Here is a 16,145-nt window from a genome sequence, read left to right as displayed (position 1 = left end):
CCCCCGGAGCCGCAGGGCCGTCACCCATGAGCCTTCCCGTCGGAAGCCACATCCTGAAGGATCCGGAGGCGGTCGCCCGCGCGGCGGCCGAGCGGCTCATCGAGGCCTGCGGCGAGAGCCGGTCCGAGCGGATCGCGATCTGCCTCTCGGGCGGTTCGACGCCCAAGGTGCTGTACGGCCTGCTCTCGGGGCCGGACTACGCGACCCGACTCCCCTGGGCGCGAATCCACTGGTTCTTCGGGGATGATCGCGCGGTGCCGTGGGACGATCCGCGCAGCAATGTCCGGATGGTCCGGGAGGCGTTCGGGCACGGTGCCCCGATCCCGCCGACGCACCTCCACTTCATCCCGTCCGACGCAGGCCCGGACGCGGGCGCCCGCGCCTATGAGCGGACGCTTCTCGACTTCTACGGCGCCGAGCGCCTCGATCCGGCGCGGCCGCTGTTCGATCTCGTTCTGCTCGGCCTCGGCGAGGACGGGCACACCGCCTCGCTGTTTCCCGGCACGCCTGCCGCCGACGAGGCCCGGCGGCTCGTCGTCCCCGTGCCCGAGGCCGGCCTGGAGCCGTTCGTCCCGCGGATCAGCCTGACGCTGCCGGCGCTCGCCTCCTCGCGGCACGTGCTGTTTCTGGTCACCGGCGCCGGCAAGCGGGCGCCCCTCGCCCGGCTCGCCGCGGGCGAGAGCCTGCCCGCCGGCCGTGTGACCAGCACGGGCGCCGTGGCGTGGCTGCTCGACGAGGCCGCGGCCGGCTGACACCCTCGGAGGTTCTCGCCGGCGGCATCGCGGGCTCATCCGCCGCCTTTTCCCGGCAGGAACCGATCCCCGGACAGCTATGGCGTCGGGACGGCCGGACGTTCGCCGACGGCACGCCCAGTTCCGTCACGACGGCATCGGCTTCGCCGGGATAGCGGAGGGCGCGCAACGGGATTTCGTCCGATCGCCGCGTGGCGCAATCCCATTGCTCGCTCGGGCGACATCGCGGTCAAGAACGCAACCCCGCGCCGTCAGGCCTGCGGTACGCTTCGCGCAGCCTCGTGAAGGGCGCCGCGTGAAGGGCGCCGCGTGAAGGGCGCCGAAGGAGACCCGCCGATGCCGCAGACGACCATCCCGACCGATGTCGAGGCGATGATGGCGAGCCTCGCCCGTTCCGCGGGCCGCTCGCCGGAGGCCTATCTGGCCGCGGCCCGGGCCACGCTGGTCCGCATCCTGACCCAGCCGGATCTCCTCGACCCGTCGCGGCTGGTCGGCCGCGGTCCGGGCCTGAGCCGCAATCTGCTGTTCGGCACCGAGGCGATCAGCGTCTGGGCGATGGTGTGGGCGCCGGGCGCGGCGACGCCGGTCCACGACCATCACTGCTCGTGCTGCTTCGGCCTGCTGCGCGGCCGGCTGCGGGAAACGTGGTACCGCCCGATCAGCGAGACCCACGCGGTGGCGACGCAGGACGTCGTCCGCGAGCCCGGCTTCGTCGCCTGCATGATGCCGTCGGGACCGAACCTGCACCGGATCGCCAATGACGGGCCGGACGCGGCCGTCTCGATCCACGTCTACGGCTACGACCACCGGGCGCAGGATTCGTCGATCCACCGGACCTACGCGGTCGCGGCGGGCTGAGTCGCGCCGCGGAGCGACCGCGTCACGCCACGTAGATCGTCGGGACCGCGGTCGTGTACTTCATCTCCTCCATGGCGATGGAGGAGGACAGGTTCGAGAAGTCGAGCTTGGCGATGAGGCGCTGGTAGACCGCGTCGTAGGCCTCGATGTCCGGCACCACGATCCGCAAAAGGTAGTCGATCTCGCCGGTCAGGCGCCACGCCTCGACGATCTCCGGGAAGCCGGCGACGACCCGCCGGAACGCGTCGGACCAGTCGGCGGCGTGACGGGGCGCCTTCACGGCCACGAACACCGTGGTGGGGACGTTGACCTTGCGGCGATCCACCAGGGCGACCCGGCGCCGGATCACGCCGGAGGCCTCCAGCTTCTTCACCCGGCGCCAGCAGGGGGCCGCGCTGATCCCGACCTGCTCGGCGAGTTCGGCCACCGGGAGGGTCGCGTCCTGCTGGAGGAGGTCCAGGATCTTCCGGTCCACCGCGTCCATGCCAACGATGCTCCCGTCGACGGCTCCGGGCCGGATTACAACGCGAAGTGCTTCGAGAGCTTGAGGCCCTGGGCCTGGTAGTTCGACCCCGCCCCCGCCCCGTAGAGCGTCTCCGGGAGGTCGAGCATGCGCTCGTAGACGAGGCGGCCGACGATCTGCCCGTCCTCCAGCAGGAACGGCACGTCGCGGGAGCGGACTTCCAGGACGGCCCGCGCCCCCTCCCCGCCGGCTCCGGCATAGCCGAAGCCCGGATCGAAGAAGCCGGCGTAGTGGACCCGGAACTCGCCCACCAGCGGATCGAACGGCACCATCTCGGCGGCATGGTCCGGCGGCACCTGGACCGCTTCCTTGGAGGCCAGGATGTAGAATTGCCCGGGATCGAGGATCAGGCTGCCCGATCCGTCGGCCGCCAGGGGCTCCCAGAAATCCGCGGCGCGATGACGGCCGGGGGCGTCCACGTCCACGAGGCCGGTATGGCGCTTCGCCCGATAGCCGACGAGGCCGTCGAAGCCGGAGAGGTCCACCGAGACCGCCACACCGCCCTGAAGGGACGGACTGCCCACGTCGACCAGCGCCGAGCGGGCATGGAGCAGGCCGAGCTCGGCCTCGGTCAGCCGTGGCGCCCCGCGGCGGAAGCGGATCTGCGACAGGCGCGAGCCGGTCCGCACGAGGACCGGGAAGGTGCGCGGCGAGATCTCCGCGTAGAGCGGCCCGTCATAGCCGGGCTCCACCTGATCGAAGGCCTCGCCCCGGTCGGTGATGACCCGGGTGAAGACGTCGATGCGCCCGGTCGAACTTTTGGGGTTGGCCGCCGCCGCGAGATCGCCCGGCAAGGCGAGGCTCTCCTGCAGCTCGGCGATGTAGACGCAGCCCGTCTCCAGGACGGCACCCGGTCGCAGGTCGACGGCGTGCAGCGACAGCCGGTCGACGCAGGCCTGGACCGTCCGGCCGGAGCCCGGCAGGAAGCTCGTCCGCACCCGGTAGGCCTTGGCACCCAGGCGCAGGTCGAGGCTCGCGGGCTGGATCTGGTCGGGCGCGAAGGGCGTCGCGGCGCGGATCCCGCCCGCCCTGGCCAGGGCGGCGATCGCCTGGGCCGGCAGAATGCCGGACCGGCCATCCGCGCCCGAATCGGCGGCTCCCGTGGCTGCGCCCGCGTTCATCGCGCCCATGACTCCTTCGCGCGCCCGGCAGGTCCGCGTCGGCGAGCGTTGTCGGCCGGGACCCGCTAACGCGGGCTTAACCGCTTCCGAGGGCCGCGTCATGTCGGCGCCGCGACCCGGCCGGTCGCGGCGCCCGGCCCGGGGCCGGGATCGGGACGACGCGAGGTAGTCCGCCGCAATTGACGGCGATTCCGCCGCCTACTACGACCGGCCAGGAAGCGCGTTCCTTTCGGCTTCTGCGAATCGCACAGTCCGAAGAAGGGCCAAATAGGGCGATGTACAAGGCCGAGACGCGGGGAATTAGTGTGACCGTGCAATCTCGCTTCGTCGAGGAGGAATCCTCGCCGAATGAGAGCCGTTACTTCTTCGCCTACACGGTCGAGATCGTGAACAACGGCAGCGAGCAGGTTCAGCTGCGCTCGCGGCATTGGCGCATCATCGACGGCCACGGCGCCTGCCAGGAGGTGCGCGGCACCGGCGTGGTCGGGAAGCAGCCCGTGCTGGAGCCGGGCGAGTCCTTCTGCTACACCAGCGGCTGTCCCCTCAACACGCCCGACGGGTTGATGGCCGGCAGCTACACCATGGCGACGGTGGCCGGCGAGAGCTTCGAGGCCGAGATCCCCGCCTTCTCCCTCGACAGCCCGCACGTCCGCCGCAGCCTGCACTGAGGTCCCGGCCCGGGGCCTCGCCCCGGAGGAATCCATGTCCGCGACCGGCGAGCGGCTCAGCCCGCTCGACATGCTCGCCCGCCTCGTGTCCTTCGACACGGAGAGCGACAAGTCCAACCTCCCGCTGATCGAGGCCGTCTGCGATTATCTGGGCGGCTGGAACGTCCCGTATCTGCATCTGCCGAACCCTGGGGGCGACAAGGCGGCCGTCCTCGCCACGATCGGGCCGATGGTCGATGGCGGCGTCGTCCTGTCCGGACATACCGACGTGGTGCCGGTGACGGGGCAGGCCTGGACCAGCGACCCGTTCACGCTGCGCCTTGCCGACGGCCGGGCCTACGGGCGGGGCGCGGTCGACATGAAGGGTTTCGACGCGCTGGCCCTGGCCCTGGTGCCCGACATGCTCGCCGCCGGCCTGAAGCGGCCGATCCACATCCTGCTCTCCTACGATGAGGAGACGACCTGTCTCGGATCCATGGACGGGATCGCGCGGTTCGGCGCCGACCTGCCGCGGCCCGCCGCGGTGATCGTCGGCGAGCCCACCGGCATGGAGGTGGCAGACGCCCACAAGAGCATCGTCACCTGCCTCACCACGGTTCACGGCCATGAGGCCCATTCGGCCCGTCCCGCCCTCGGGGCGAACGCCGTCTCGGCCGCCTGCGATCTCGTGGCCGGCCTCAACCGGATCGCCGATCTGATGATCGAGCGCGGCGACCCGTCCGGGCGGTTCGACCCGGCCTCGACCACGGTCCATGTGGGGACGATCCAAGGCGGGACCGCCCGGAACATCCTGGCCAAGGAGTGCCGCTTCCTCTGGGAGTATCGCGGCCTCCCGGATCTCGACCCGGCCGAAATTCCGCGCCTCTTCGCCCAGGAGGTCGATCGGGTCACCCGCGAGCGCCTGAACCGCTACGGCGCGTATGGGCGGATCGAGACCCTTGAGGAGGTGGACATCCCGGGCTTGGCCCCCGAGCCGGGCTCGGAGGCCGAGCGGCTCTGCCTGCGTCTCGCCGGACGCAACCATACCGTCGCCGTCCCCTACGCCACCGAGGCCGGACGGTTCCAGGCGGCGGGCCTCCCGACGGTGGTCTGCGGCCCCGGCGACATCGCCCAGGCGCACCAGCCCGACGAGTTCATCACCCTCGACGCCCTCGGCCAGGGTGAGCGGTTCCTGCGCAACCTGATCGAGGCGTGTGCGTCATGAACGCGATGAGCGGAATCACCATCAAGCTGCGACCGCTGGAGCGGGAGGACCTGCGTTTCGTCCACCAGCTCAACAACAACGACAGCATCATGCGCTACTGGTTCGAGGAGGCCTACGAGTCCTTCGCCGAACTCCAGCAGCTCTACGAGCGCAACATCCACAATCAGACCGAGCGCCGTTTCATCGTCGCCGATCCGAGCGGAGAACCGGCCGGACTGATCGAGCTGGTCGAGATCAACCACCTGCACCGGCGCTGCGAGTTCCAGATCGCGATCCATCCGAGCTTCCAGGGGCGCGGCTACGCGTGGCAGGCCACCCGGATCGCCATGGATTACGCCTTCAGCGTGCTCAACATCCACAAGCTCTACCTGCACGTCGACCGGGACAATGCCCGGGCCGTGCGGATCTACGAGCGCTGCGGCTTCCATCCCGAGGGCGTGCTCAAGGACGAGTTCTTCGTGAACGGGCGCTACCGCGACGCCGTGCGGATGTGCCTGTTCCAGCCCGAATATCTCAGGGCCCGCGGCGGGGGCGGCGACATCGCGGAGCCCGTCCTGAAGGCGTGAGACCGTTCGGCCGGAGGGCCGGGGACGAGGCAGCCCCTCGCATCAGCCGCGACGCCGTCGAGCATTGTCGCCGAGTCAATCCCGCACGTCCGGGCTCGCGAGGCCGGACGGCGGATGTTCACCGACCGGCCTCGCTCCGCGTCCTGAGACGGGGCATCAGGCCCTCGACCGAGACAGAAGGGGGGAGGAGCGCCACGGCTCCTCCCCCTGATCGTCGCCGTCAGTTGCGGCCGGCACCCGCCTGACCGCCCGACCGGCCCGCACCCTGCGCGCCGTCCATGCCGGCCTTGCCGCCGTTCATGCCGCCACGCTCGGCGCCGCCCATCCGGCCGCCTTCGGCGCCGGACTTCATGCCGCCCGCCTGGCCGCCGCGATCCGACGCGTTGCGGATGCCGTCCTGCTGGCCGCCGCGCATGTCGCTGTTGCGCATGCCGTCCGTCTTGCCGCCCGTCTTGCCGTCCATCTTGCCGTCCCGACCGGCGGCCCGATCCATGCCGCGATCCTGGCCGCGGTCGTTGCGGTCCGTCCGGTTGTCGTTGCGACCCTCGGTCCGCGAGACGTCGCGGATGCCGTCCCGGCCGCCGCGGTTGTCGAAGCGCGCGCCGGCCCGCTGCTCGGAGCGGAAGCTCGCGCTGACCGCGCCGCCGCCGCTGAGACGGCGATATTCCGCGGAGCCGTAGCGCACCCGCTGACCGCGGATTGTCACGAAGCGATCCTCCTGGACCGAGACGAGGCGACGGTACTCGGGCGAACCGTAGAGGACGCGCTGGCCGCGGACGACGACGTATCGCGCGCGGGGTCCGGTCTCGCGGATGCTGACGAGACGACGGTACTCGGGCGAACCGTAGAGGACGCGCTGGCCGCGAATGACGACATAGCGGACGCGCGGGCCACGGTTCTCGGTGACGATCAGGCGCCGATACTCGGGGGAGCCGTACACGACGCGGCGGCCACCGATGAACACGTAGCGCCCCTCACGGCGGAAGCCGCCTTCGAAGCGCTCGGACCGGACATCGGTACGGCTCACATCCGTCCGACCGCGGAAATCAGCACGGTCGCCACGCCGCTCGCCATGACGGTCGCCATGTCGATCACCGTGCCGGTCGCCGCGCTCGGCGCGGTCGCCGGTGCGATCGCCGCGCTCATTCCGCTCGGCGCGGTCGCCATCCCGACCGCCACGCTCGGCACCGGCCCGATCCTTGTCCTGGGCCATGCGACCCTCGCCGCCGGCCTCACGGCCCTGCGCGGACCGGCCCGTCTCGGCGGCCCCGCGCTCGGAGCCCGCCTGGCGGCCGGCCTTCATGTCGCCCTGCGCGCCACCCTGCATCCCGCCGCGCTCGCCGCCGCCGGCCTTCATGCTGGACTCGGCAGCCCCCTGACCGCCACGCCCGCCCATCTCGGCGCCACCCTGCTGGGCATAGGCCGAGGTGCTGATCAGCAGCGCAGCCAAACCAATCGACATCTTCCGCATGGCGAAACCTCCAATGTTGAATCTGCCACGCAACGTCGAAGGTCGCGAAACGGTTCAGACTGGAGGATCCAAAAATTCACGCAACGAATACCGATCTTCGTGCGTTTCGCGCGGAAAAGCTTGGCCATAAGCACGGGTCTGCGGACCCGTGCTTGCGCCGATCGGCGCTCTACTGGGTCGGCTGTCCGGCAACCTCCGCCTCGACCTCCTGGGGATCGAGATCGTAGCGCCGGGAGCAGAACTCGCAGGTGATGACGATGCGTCCGTCATCGGCCACCATGTCGTGGCGCTCCTGCGGGGAGAACGAGCGGATCATGCCCATCACGCGCTCACGCGAGCAGCGGCAGGTCTCCCGGACCGGCTGGCGGTCGAACACCCGCACCCCGCGCTGGTGAAACAGCCTGTAGAGCAGCCGCTCGCTTGAGACATGCGGATCGACGAGTTCGTGATCCTCGATCGTGGCGACCAGCGAGCGGGCCTCGACCCAGGCATCGTCCTCCGGTGCCTCGCCCGAGAGATGCCTGTGCCCCTCCGGGATGTCGCCCGGCGGCAGATCGGCGAGGCGCGCCCGGTCCACCGACTGCGGCAGGAACTGCACGAGCAGCCCGCCGGCCCGCCAGCGTCCGGCCCCCTCCTCCACGACCTCGGCCACGGCAAGGCGCACCTGCGTGGGGATCTGTTCCGACTGCCGGAAGTACTGATACGCGGCCTCCTCCAGGCTCTGGCCCTCGAGGGCCACGACGCCCTGGTAGCGGCTGGCGGCCGTGCCCTGGTCGATGGTCATGGCCAGATGGCCGGTGCCGATCAGGTCGGAATCCGCGAGCGGGCCGGTGCCGAGGGCGGCCACGCGCGCCGGGTCGAACCGCGCGGTGGCGCGCAGCCGGTCCGGGGCCTCGAAATCGACCACGATCATCGCGACCGGACCGTCGGTCTTGGTCTGGAGCTGGAACCGGCCCTCGAACTTGAGGGAGGAGCCGAGCAGCACCGTCAGCGCCGCCGCCTCGCCGAGGAGGCGTGCCACCGGGTCCGGATAGCCGTGGCGGCGCAGGATCGTATCCACGGCGGGACCGAGCCGCACGACGCGTCCGCGCACGTCCAGCGCCTCGACGGCGAAGGGCAGCACGGCATCGTCCGCCCCTGCCTGGCCGTTGCCGGCATTCTCGGGCTGCGACGGGGAATGAGACGGGGAATGCGACTGGGTTCCTGAGGTCATGCCCTCTCCGATCGATGCGTCCGGCATGTCGTGCCGGCGAGGCGTGGATCCGTCCTCCCGGCGGACCGGGCGGCGTGAGGCGATGACCTTGGCGGAGCGATCGGATCCCTCACCCCGACCGGCCCGGAGTCGGAGCCGCCGCGCTGCGCGCCGTCCGTCGCCGGGATGCCGCCTGACGGCAGCCATGATGGGGAGGCGGACGGCACCGGCCGACCGCTCACGCCCATATGGTGCACCGACCCCGCCAGCGCGAGGCCGGTGACATCGACCGGATCAGAGCCCGTTCGCGCCCAGGCACCAGGCCAGGATGCCCTTCTGCGCGTGCAGGCGATTCTCGGCCTCGTCGAACACCACGGAGCGCGGGCCGTCCATCACGTCGGCCGTCACTTCCTCGCCGCGATGGGCCGGGAGACAGTGCATGAAGATCGCGTCCGGATTCGCCGCCGCCATCAGCTTGGCGTTGACCTGATAGGGGCTGAGCAGGTTGTGCCGGTGGGCCTCGTCGTCGTCGCCCATCGACACCCAGCAATCGGTGACCACGGCATCGACGCCCTCCACCGCCGCGAAGGCGTCGGTGGTGACGTGGATGTCGGCGCCCTCCTGCTGCGCCCAGGCGAGGAGCGCGGGGGGCGGGGCCAGCTCGGGCGGGCTCGCGATGTTGAGCGTGAAGTCGAACCGCGCGGCCGCATGGACCCAGCTCGCCAGCACATTGTTGGCATCGCCGGACCAGGCCACTTTGCGGCCCTTGATCGGTCCGCAATGCTCCTCGAAGGTCAGCACGTCGGCCATGATCTGGCAGGGGTGCGAGACCTTGGTCAGGGCGTTGATCACCGGGACGGTGGCGTACTCGGCCAGTTCCAGCATCTGACCGTGGTCGAGGATGCGGATCATGATCGCGTCGACGAAGCGGGACAGCACCTGCGCGGTGTCGCCGATGGTCTCGCCGCGCCCGAGCTGCATCTCCGAGCCGGTGAGCATCAAGGTCTCGCCGCCGAGCTCGCGCATCGCCACGTCGAAGGACACGCGGGTGCGGGTCGAGGGCCGGTCGAACACCATTGCCAGGGTCTTGCCCGTGAGGGGGCGCTCCGCGGCCAGTTCGCCCTTCCGACGGCGCCCCTTGATGGCGGCGCTGGCATCGAGGACCCGGCGCAGCTCTGCTCCGGAAAAGTCCTTCAGATCGAGGAAATGACGAGGGCCGGCACCGTTCAGGTGCCTGGCCGGGGCCTGTGCCCGGCCGTCAATCTGGGCTTTCATCGCGTCACAATAACTAGAGTCTGCTCAACGATCACCTGATCATGAACCGCACTCTACCTCCTGGCAGGGGCATCTCCGTCAGGCGCGGCGGGATCGACCGCGCCCGGAAATGCTTCGGGCCGCCCCCCGGCATCCGGAGGGCGGTGTTCTGAAACTCTCGGATCGGTCCTACTCGGCCGCGCCGCGCACGGCCTCGAAGCTGGACGCCGCCGCGTCCAGGCGCCGGACCGCCTCGTCGATCTCGGTCTCGCCGATGGTCAGCGGCGGCAGCAGGCGGACGATGTTGTCGCCCGCCGGGATCACCAGCAGGTGCGCGTCCCGCGCGGCGGCGGCGAAATCCGTGTTCGGCACGCCGAGCTTGAGGCCGAGCATCAGCCCCTCGCCGCGGATCTCCTCGATGACGTGCGGATGGCGATCGCGCAAAGCCGCGAGCTTCTGCTTGAGCAGCAGGCCGGAGCGGGCGACGCGATCGAGGAAGCCCTCCTCCAGCACGACGTCCAGCACGGCGTTGCCCACCGCCATGGCGAGGGGGTTGCCGCCGAAGGTGGTGCCGTGCGTGCCGGCGGTCATGCCGCGGGCCGCCTCGCGGGTGGCGAGGCAGGCGCCGAGGGGAAAGCCGCCGCCGATGCCCTTGGCCGCGCTCATGATGTCCGGCGTGATGCCGGACCATTCATGGGCGAACAGCCGGCCGGTGCGGCCGACGCCGGTCTGGACCTCGTCCATGATCAGAAGCAGGCCCTTCGCGTCGCAGATCTCGCGCAGCCGGCGCAGGTCCGCGTGGGGAATCACCCGCACGCCGCCCTCGCCCTGGATCGGCTCGATCATCAGTGCCGCCGTCTCCAGCCCGATCACCGCCTCCAGCGCCGCCCAGTCGCCGGCCGGGACCTGATCGAACCCCTCGACCTTCGGCCCGAACCCCTCAATGTACTTCTGCTGTCCGCCGGCCGCGAGGGTCGCCAGCGTCCGCCCGTGGAAGGCGCCCGCGAAGGTGACGATCCGGTACCGCTCCGGATGGCCGTCGGCCGCGTGGTACTTGCGGGCGATCTTGATCGCCGCCTCGTTGGCTTCCGCGCCCGAGTTGCAGAAGAACACCACGTCCGCGAAGGTCGCATCGACGAGCCGCTGCCCGAGGCGTTCGCCGCCGGGGATCTGGAACAGGTTCGAGGTGTGCCAGATCTTGCCCGCCTGCTCGGTGAGCGCGCCGACGAGGTGCGGATGGGCGTGGCCGAGGCCGTTCACCGCGATGCCGGCGCCGAAATCGAGGTATCGCTCGCCGCCCTCCGTCACGAGCCAGGCGCCCTCGCCGCGCTCGAAGGCGAGCGGCGCGCGGACGTAGGTCGGCAGAAGGGCTGACGTCACGGGTCCCATCTCCGTTTCATGCAGGATCCGGGAGCCAGCGTTGAGCCGGCTCCAAATGAAAGTGCCGCCTCAGTCCTGGGCGGCACGCGCGCGATTACTATGAAAGAGCCGGCTCCTGTCAACGTTTCAATGTCAGGTGGGCCCGCCGGGCAGGCCTGCACGGAGCACGGACAGAGCTGATCTCTGGGACAAATCCGCGGCTTTGCCGTGCGCCGTCGGCGAATCGCGAGCCCGCGAAAAGGAGGCTGGACGGCCGCCGCCGCGGCCGGTCATCGAGGCCGCGATCCGAGCCTTCGCGGCGCGCGGCCCTTGCGCCGCGGGGCGCGGCCGTGCTCCTGCTCCCGCGGATTCGCAGGAACCAGGGAGAACCCGATGAGCTCGATCAAGGAACGCCTGGAGGCGCTGGGCCTGACCCTGCCCAAGGCGGCCGCGCCCGTCGCCAACTACGTGCCGTTCGTGCGCACCGGCAACCTCGTGGTGATCTCCGGCCAGGTCTGCTTCGGCGCGGACGGCGCCATCGCGGCCGAGCACAAGGGCAAGGTCGGCGGCGGGGTCTCGGCGGAGGCCGGCAAGGCGGCCGCCCGCCTGTGCGCCCTCAACGTCCTCGCCCAGCTCGAGGCCGCGGTCGGCGACCTCGACCACGCGGTGGTGCAATGCGTGCGGCTCGGCGGCTTCATCAACGCGGCGCCGGGCTTCTCGGCGGTGGCCGGGGTGATGAACGGCGCCTCCGACCTGATGGTCGAGCTGCTCGGCGACCGCGGGCGCCACGCCCGCTCCACCGTCGGCGTCGCGGAACTGCCCCTCGACGCCGCCGTCGAGGTCGAGGCGATGTTCGAGGTCCGCTGACGGTGGGCGCCCCCGACTGGCTCACCGTGCGGCCGATCGCCCATCGCGGCCTGCACGACCGGGCGGCGGGCCGGCCGGAGAACACGCTGGCGGCGGCCCGGGCGGCGGTCGCGGGCGGCTTCGCCATCGAGTGCGACGTCCAGTTGAGTGCCGACGGCGAGGCGATGGTGTTCCACGACGCCGCCCTCGGCCGCCTCACGACGGCGCGCGAGGCGGTGGCCGAACGGTCGGCCGCCGAACTCGGGACGCTCAAAGTCGCCGGGTCCGCGGAGACGATCCCGACGCTGTCGGCCTTCCTGGCGGCGGTGGCCGGGGTCGTGCCGGTGGTGATCGAGGTGAAGTCCCGCTACGACGGCGACCTGCGGCTTGCGACCCGCACCGCCGAGGTCGCCGCGGCCTATGCCGGGCCGGTGGCGCTGAAATCCTTCGACCCGCAGGTGGTCGCGGCCCTGCGCGATCTCTGCCCTGCCACGATCCCGCGGGGCATCGTGGCGGAGACGACGCAGGACGATCCCGTCTACGCGGCGCTGACGCCCTCGCTCCGCCGGTCGCTCTCCGACCTGCTGCACTTCGCCGAGACCCGGCCCGACTTCCTGTCCTGGCGGGTGGACGACCTGCCCTGCGCGCCGACCTATCTCTGCCGGCTGCTCGGACGGGTCCCGGTGATGACCTGGACGGTCCGGACCGAGGAGCAGCGCGCCCGGGCCGCCGCACACGCGGACCAGATGGTGTTCGAGGGATTCGTCCCGTAAATTTTCCTAAGGCCCGTCCGATTCGTCACGACGAAGACCGCCATGACCGTTTCGAGTGAATCGCGCACACGGTTCGTGCGGCTCTGCGGCGGGCTCGCCCTCGCCGCGACCCTGCTCTCCCCGGTGCCCGCCGCTGCGGCCGACCCGTGCGAGGGCACGACCCAGGCGGATCTCAACGCCTGCGCGGGTGCCGATTACCGGACCGCCGATACGGCGTTGAACGCCGTCTATGGGCAGTTGATGAAGAAGGTCGGTCCGAAGACGAAGGACGCCCTGCGGGGCGCCCAGAAGGCCTGGCTGTCGTACCGGGACGCGACCTGCTTCCTCGAGACCATGGGTTTCGACGGGGGCTCGGCCTACGCGATGGAATACAACGGCTGCCTGAAGGGCCTGACCGACGCGCGGACCAAGATCCTGAAGGGATATCTCGACTGCAAGCCGGAGGACGTGTCCTGCGTGGGCCGGCTCGGGGAGTGAGCGCGGGCCGCGACGGCGGCGTCCCGTTCGGGTCTCAGGCCCGTTTCCGCGCCGTCGCGCACGCCGTCGAGCAAGCCGTCGAGGAAGCGCGCGACGGCGGGTCCGGCGCGCGCAGCGGGTGACGGCGGCGGCCATCTGACAAGGCAGCCATGGCTGCCGTGCGCATCCGCCCGCTTGCTCCCTGCGGGGCACAGGCTAGATTCCGGCCCATGAAGCAAGCACCCGGGCCGACGCCGGAGACCGCCGCACTCACCGTGCGGGCGCTTCCCGGATTGAAGGAGATCGGCGCCGCGGATTGGGATGCCTGCGCCTTCTCGGCCGAGACGCTGGCGGCGGGCGACGAGACCCACAATCCCTTCCTGTCGCACGCCTTCCTGTCGGCGCTGGAGGATTCGGGCTGCGTCTCCCGCAGGACCGGCTGGCTGCCGCTCCACATCTCGGTCGAGCGCGACGGCGAGCGCCTCGGCGTGGCGCCCTGCTACCTGAAATCCCACAGCCAGGGCGAGTACGTGTTCGATCACGGCTGGGCCGACGCCTATGAGCGGGCCGGCGGCGCCTACTACCCGAAGCTGCAAGTCAGCGTGCCGTTCACGCCGGTGACCGGCCCCCGCTTCCTGATCGCGCCGGGCGCCGATCCCGACGAGGCCACCGCCGGCCTCGTCGCGGGCCTGCGGGCGCTGCGGAGCGAGACCAAGGCCTCCTCGATCCACGTCACCTTCATGCGCGAGGCCGAGTGGGAGCGGGCCGGCGCCGCCGGCTTCCTGCAGCGCACCGACCAGCAGTTCCACTGGCAGAACGACGGCTACGCCACCTTCGACGACTTCCTGGCCGCCCTCGCCTCGCGCAAGCGCAAGACCATCCGCAAGGAGCGCCGCGACGCCCTCGCGCCCGGGATCACCGTGGAGCACCTCACCGGCGCGGACATCACCGAGGCCCATTGGGACGCGTTCTACGCCTTCTACATGGACACGGGCTCCCGGAAATGGGGACGGCCCTACCTCAACCGCCGCTTCTTCTCGCTCCTGTCCGAGCGCATGGCCGACCGGGTGCTCCTCGTGATGGCCAAGCGCGCGGGCACCTACATCGCCGGGGCCATCAACCTCATCGGCGACACGGCGCTCTACGGGCGCAACTGGGGCTGCATCGAGGACCACCCCTTCCTGCATTTCGAGATCTGCTACTATCAGGCGATCGACTTCGCGATTGCCCGAGGCCTGAAGCGGGTCGAGGCGGGCGCCCAGGGCGAGCACAAGCTCGCCCGCGGCTACCGGCCGGTCCTGATGCATTCGGCCCACGACATCGCCGACCCGGCCCTGCGCCGCGCGGTGGCCGATTACTTGCAGCGGGAGCGCGCCCACGTCGCCGAGGCGGTGGACGTCCTCGACACGTTGACGCCGTTCCGGCGCACGGACGAGGGCGGTGCCTGCGACGGCGCTGCGCCTTCCGAAACCTCGCCCTCCAAGACGTCAGCCCCCGAGAGTCCGTAAGACATGAGCCCGATCGACCGCATCCAGACCTATGCCGACGAGCTGACGGCCCTGCGCCGCGACCTGCACGCCCATCCGGAGCTCGGCTTCGAGGAGGTGCGCACCGCCGGCATCGTCGCCGACCTCCTCGAGACCTTCGGCTGCGAGGTGCATCGCGGCGTTGGCGGCACCGGCGTGGTGGGACTGCTCAAGGGCCGCACCGACAACGGCCGCCGGATCGGCCTGCGCGCCGACATGGACGCCCTGCCCATCGAGGAGGAGACCAACCTCCCCTATCGCTCGACCTATGCCGGCAAGATGCACGCCTGCGGCCATGACGGCCACACCACGATGCTGCTGGGCGCGGCGCGCTACCTCGCCGAGACCCGCGACTTCGACGGCACCGCGGTGTTCGTGTTCCAACCGGCCGAGGAGGGCCGCGGCGGCGCCCGGGCCATGCTGAAGGACGGGCTGTTCGAGCGCTTCCCCTGCGACGAGATCTACGGCCTGCACAACCAGCCGGGCGGCGGCCACGGCATGATCAAGCTGCGGCCGGGGCCGATCATGGCGGCGGCGGACTTCTTCGACATCCACATCCGCGGCAAGGGCATCCACGCGGCCCAGCCGCACCGGGGCGTCGATCCGATCATCATCGCCACCGGCCTCGCCCAGGCCTTGCAGTCGATCGTGTCGCGCAACGCCGATCCGCTGAAATCCATCGTGCTGTCGATCACCCGGATCGAGGCGGGCTCCGCCTACAACGTCATCCCGGAGACGGCCCATCTCGCCGGCACGATCCGCACCTTCGACAAGGAGATCCGGGCCCTCGCCGGCGCCCGCATGCGCGAGCTGGCGGCGGGCTTCGGCGCGGCCTACGGCGCCGAGGTCACGGTCGACCTGCAGGACGTGTTCTCCGTGTTGGAGAACGCCCCCGAGCAGGCGGCCGCCGCCACGGAGGTCGCCACCGAGCTGCTGGGCGCCGACATGGTCGAGGCGAATGTCGTGCCGAAGATGGGCAGCGAGGACTTCGCCGACATGACCATGGCGGTGCCCGGCGCCTATGTCTGGCTCGGCGCCAATCCGGGTCCCGGCCTGCACAATGCCGGCTACAACTTCGACGACTCGATCATCCCGATCGGCAGCGCCTTCCTCGCCCGGATGGTGGAGCGGCGCACCGCCGCCTGACGCCCGGCGGCCCCCGCCGTCCGGAGCTGTCCGGATGGCGGGCGATGATGGGTCTGGGCGCAGGCGACCGTCGACAGACCGACCGATCGGTGCGATTCTTGACGCAACCAGCCCGCGAACCAACACGGGCCGTGATGGGAGGGCGCCATGTCACCGGAGATACGGGAATCCCGCGCGGCGCTGATCCTGCTCGCCGCCTCGGTGGGAGCGGTTCTGATTTTCGGCGCGTTCACGCTGCTCACGCAACTCGGGTGACGTGCTGCCGGGATTGCAACTTGGGCGGGTCGTTAGGCGAGCGCAACGAAGTGGACCCGCTGCCGGAAAAAGAGAATCGTGATGGAGGCTCAGTCGCGTACCGGGATAGATGCCTCGCTATGGGTTGAGTTAACTGCTCATTAATTCTATCAAAGGTTGTATGTCTCCGGCGAAT

General features: G+C 70.7%; 16 protein-coding genes. 10 read left to right on the top strand and 6 right to left on the bottom strand.

Going from position 1 to position 16,145, the window contains the following annotated elements; translation table 11 throughout:
* Nucleotides 1-26 precede the first annotated feature (26 nt).
* Entirely contained in the window at nt 27-752 is a 726-nt protein-coding gene (gene pgl, locus PQI07_RS19965) for a 6-phosphogluconolactonase (protein WP_075380258.1), read from the top strand.
* Nucleotides 753-1,088: 336 nt separating this feature from the next.
* Nucleotides 1,089-1,610 carry a cysteine dioxygenase gene (locus PQI07_RS19960; protein WP_274927266.1) on the top strand — a complete coding sequence of 174 codons (522 nt, stop codon included), beginning with the start codon at nt 1,089-1,091 and terminating at the stop codon, nt 1,608-1,610.
* Between the two features lie 22 nt (nt 1,611-1,632).
* Here PQI07_RS19960 and PQI07_RS19955 read toward each other — a convergent pair whose 3' ends face one another.
* Both PQI07_RS19955 and PQI07_RS19950 read right to left on the bottom strand, forming a co-directional pair.
* Nucleotides 1,633-2,094: an Lrp/AsnC family transcriptional regulator gene (locus PQI07_RS19955; RefSeq protein ID WP_012319278.1), complete on the bottom strand. Its 462-nt coding sequence runs from the start codon at nt 2,092-2,094 to the stop codon at nt 1,633-1,635.
* A 35-nt stretch (nt 2,095-2,129) separates the two neighbouring features.
* The gene (locus tag PQI07_RS19950) at nt 2,130-3,254 is read right to left on the bottom strand and encodes a 2'-deoxycytidine 5'-triphosphate deaminase (protein ID WP_043355214.1); all 1,125 of its coding nucleotides are present in this window, start codon (nt 3,252-3,254) and stop codon (nt 2,130-2,132) included.
* 275 nt (nt 3,255-3,529) lie between these two features.
* Here PQI07_RS19950 and apaG point away from each other — a divergent pair, with 275 nt between their 5' ends.
* The 3 genes from apaG to speG are packed head-to-tail and all read left to right on the top strand — an operon-like array spanning nt 3,530 to nt 5,692.
* Nucleotides 3,530-3,922 (top strand): Co2+/Mg2+ efflux protein ApaG, encoded by a 393-nt coding sequence (apaG, locus tag PQI07_RS19945; RefSeq protein WP_043355208.1) that lies wholly within the window; start codon nt 3,530-3,532, stop codon nt 3,920-3,922.
* A 34-nt stretch (nt 3,923-3,956) separates the two neighbouring features.
* A complete protein-coding gene (gene argE / locus PQI07_RS19940) occupies nt 3,957-5,126 on the top strand; it encodes an acetylornithine deacetylase (RefSeq protein WP_043384180.1) in 1,170 nt (389 codons plus the stop codon).
* Nucleotides 5,123-5,692: a spermidine N1-acetyltransferase gene (speG, locus tag PQI07_RS19935; protein WP_078946951.1), complete on the top strand. Its 570-nt coding sequence runs from the start codon at nt 5,123-5,125 to the stop codon at nt 5,690-5,692. Before argE ends, speG begins: the two co-directional genes overlap by 4 nt.
* A 220-nt stretch (nt 5,693-5,912) precedes the next feature.
* Here the strand turns inward: speG and PQI07_RS19930 are convergent, their stop codons facing one another.
* From PQI07_RS19930 to PQI07_RS19915, 4 genes are all read right to left on the bottom strand, one after another.
* Complete coding sequence (locus PQI07_RS19930) at nt 5,913-7,163, bottom strand: hypothetical protein (RefSeq protein WP_274927265.1); 1,251 nt, start codon at nt 7,161-7,163, stop codon at nt 5,913-5,915.
* 169 nt (nt 7,164-7,332) lie between these two features.
* Nucleotides 7,333-8,376, bottom strand: coding sequence for an Hsp33 family molecular chaperone (locus tag PQI07_RS19925; protein WP_274927264.1), 1,044 nt, complete (start codon nt 8,374-8,376; stop codon nt 7,333-7,335).
* 273 nt (nt 8,377-8,649) lie between these two features.
* Nucleotides 8,650-9,630: an ornithine carbamoyltransferase gene (gene argF, locus PQI07_RS19920; RefSeq protein WP_051045020.1), complete on the bottom strand. Its 981-nt coding sequence runs from the start codon at nt 9,628-9,630 to the stop codon at nt 8,650-8,652.
* Nucleotides 9,631-9,798: 168 nt separating this feature from the next.
* Nucleotides 9,799-10,989, bottom strand: coding sequence for an aspartate aminotransferase family protein (locus PQI07_RS19915; protein WP_274927263.1), 1,191 nt, complete (start codon nt 10,987-10,989; stop codon nt 9,799-9,801).
* Between the two features lie 372 nt (nt 10,990-11,361).
* Between PQI07_RS19915 and PQI07_RS19910 the strand changes: the two genes are divergently transcribed.
* The 5 genes from PQI07_RS19910 to PQI07_RS19890 all read left to right on the top strand — a co-directional run bounded on the left by PQI07_RS19910 (nt 11,362) and on the right by PQI07_RS19890 (nt 15,715).
* A complete protein-coding gene (locus tag PQI07_RS19910) occupies nt 11,362-11,835 on the top strand; it encodes a RidA family protein (RefSeq protein WP_179696670.1) in 474 nt (157 codons plus the stop codon).
* 2 nt (nt 11,836-11,837) lie between these two features.
* Complete coding sequence (locus PQI07_RS19905) at nt 11,838-12,587, top strand: glycerophosphodiester phosphodiesterase family protein (protein ID WP_274927262.1); 750 nt, start codon at nt 11,838-11,840, stop codon at nt 12,585-12,587.
* Between the two features lie 42 nt (nt 12,588-12,629).
* Nucleotides 12,630-13,064 (top strand): lysozyme inhibitor LprI family protein, encoded by a 435-nt coding sequence (locus PQI07_RS19900; RefSeq protein WP_051045005.1) that lies wholly within the window; start codon nt 12,630-12,632, stop codon nt 13,062-13,064.
* A gap of 209 nt (nt 13,065-13,273) precedes the next feature.
* Nucleotides 13,274-14,551 (top strand): GNAT family N-acetyltransferase, encoded by a 1,278-nt coding sequence (locus PQI07_RS19895; protein ID WP_043355130.1) that lies wholly within the window; start codon nt 13,274-13,276, stop codon nt 14,549-14,551.
* A gap of 3 nt (nt 14,552-14,554) precedes the next feature.
* The gene (locus PQI07_RS19890) at nt 14,555-15,715 is read left to right on the top strand and encodes a M20 aminoacylase family protein (RefSeq protein WP_043355132.1); all 1,161 of its coding nucleotides are present in this window, start codon (nt 14,555-14,557) and stop codon (nt 15,713-15,715) included.
* Nucleotides 15,716-16,145: the final 430 nt, after the last annotated feature.

It is taken from the genome of Methylobacterium sp. 092160098-2 (assembly GCF_028920805.1).
Lineage (GTDB): Bacteria > Pseudomonadota > Alphaproteobacteria > Rhizobiales > Beijerinckiaceae > Methylobacterium > Methylobacterium fujisawaense.
Note: the sequence above shows the minus strand (reverse complement) of the source record. Positions and strands in the feature narration are given on the sequence as shown.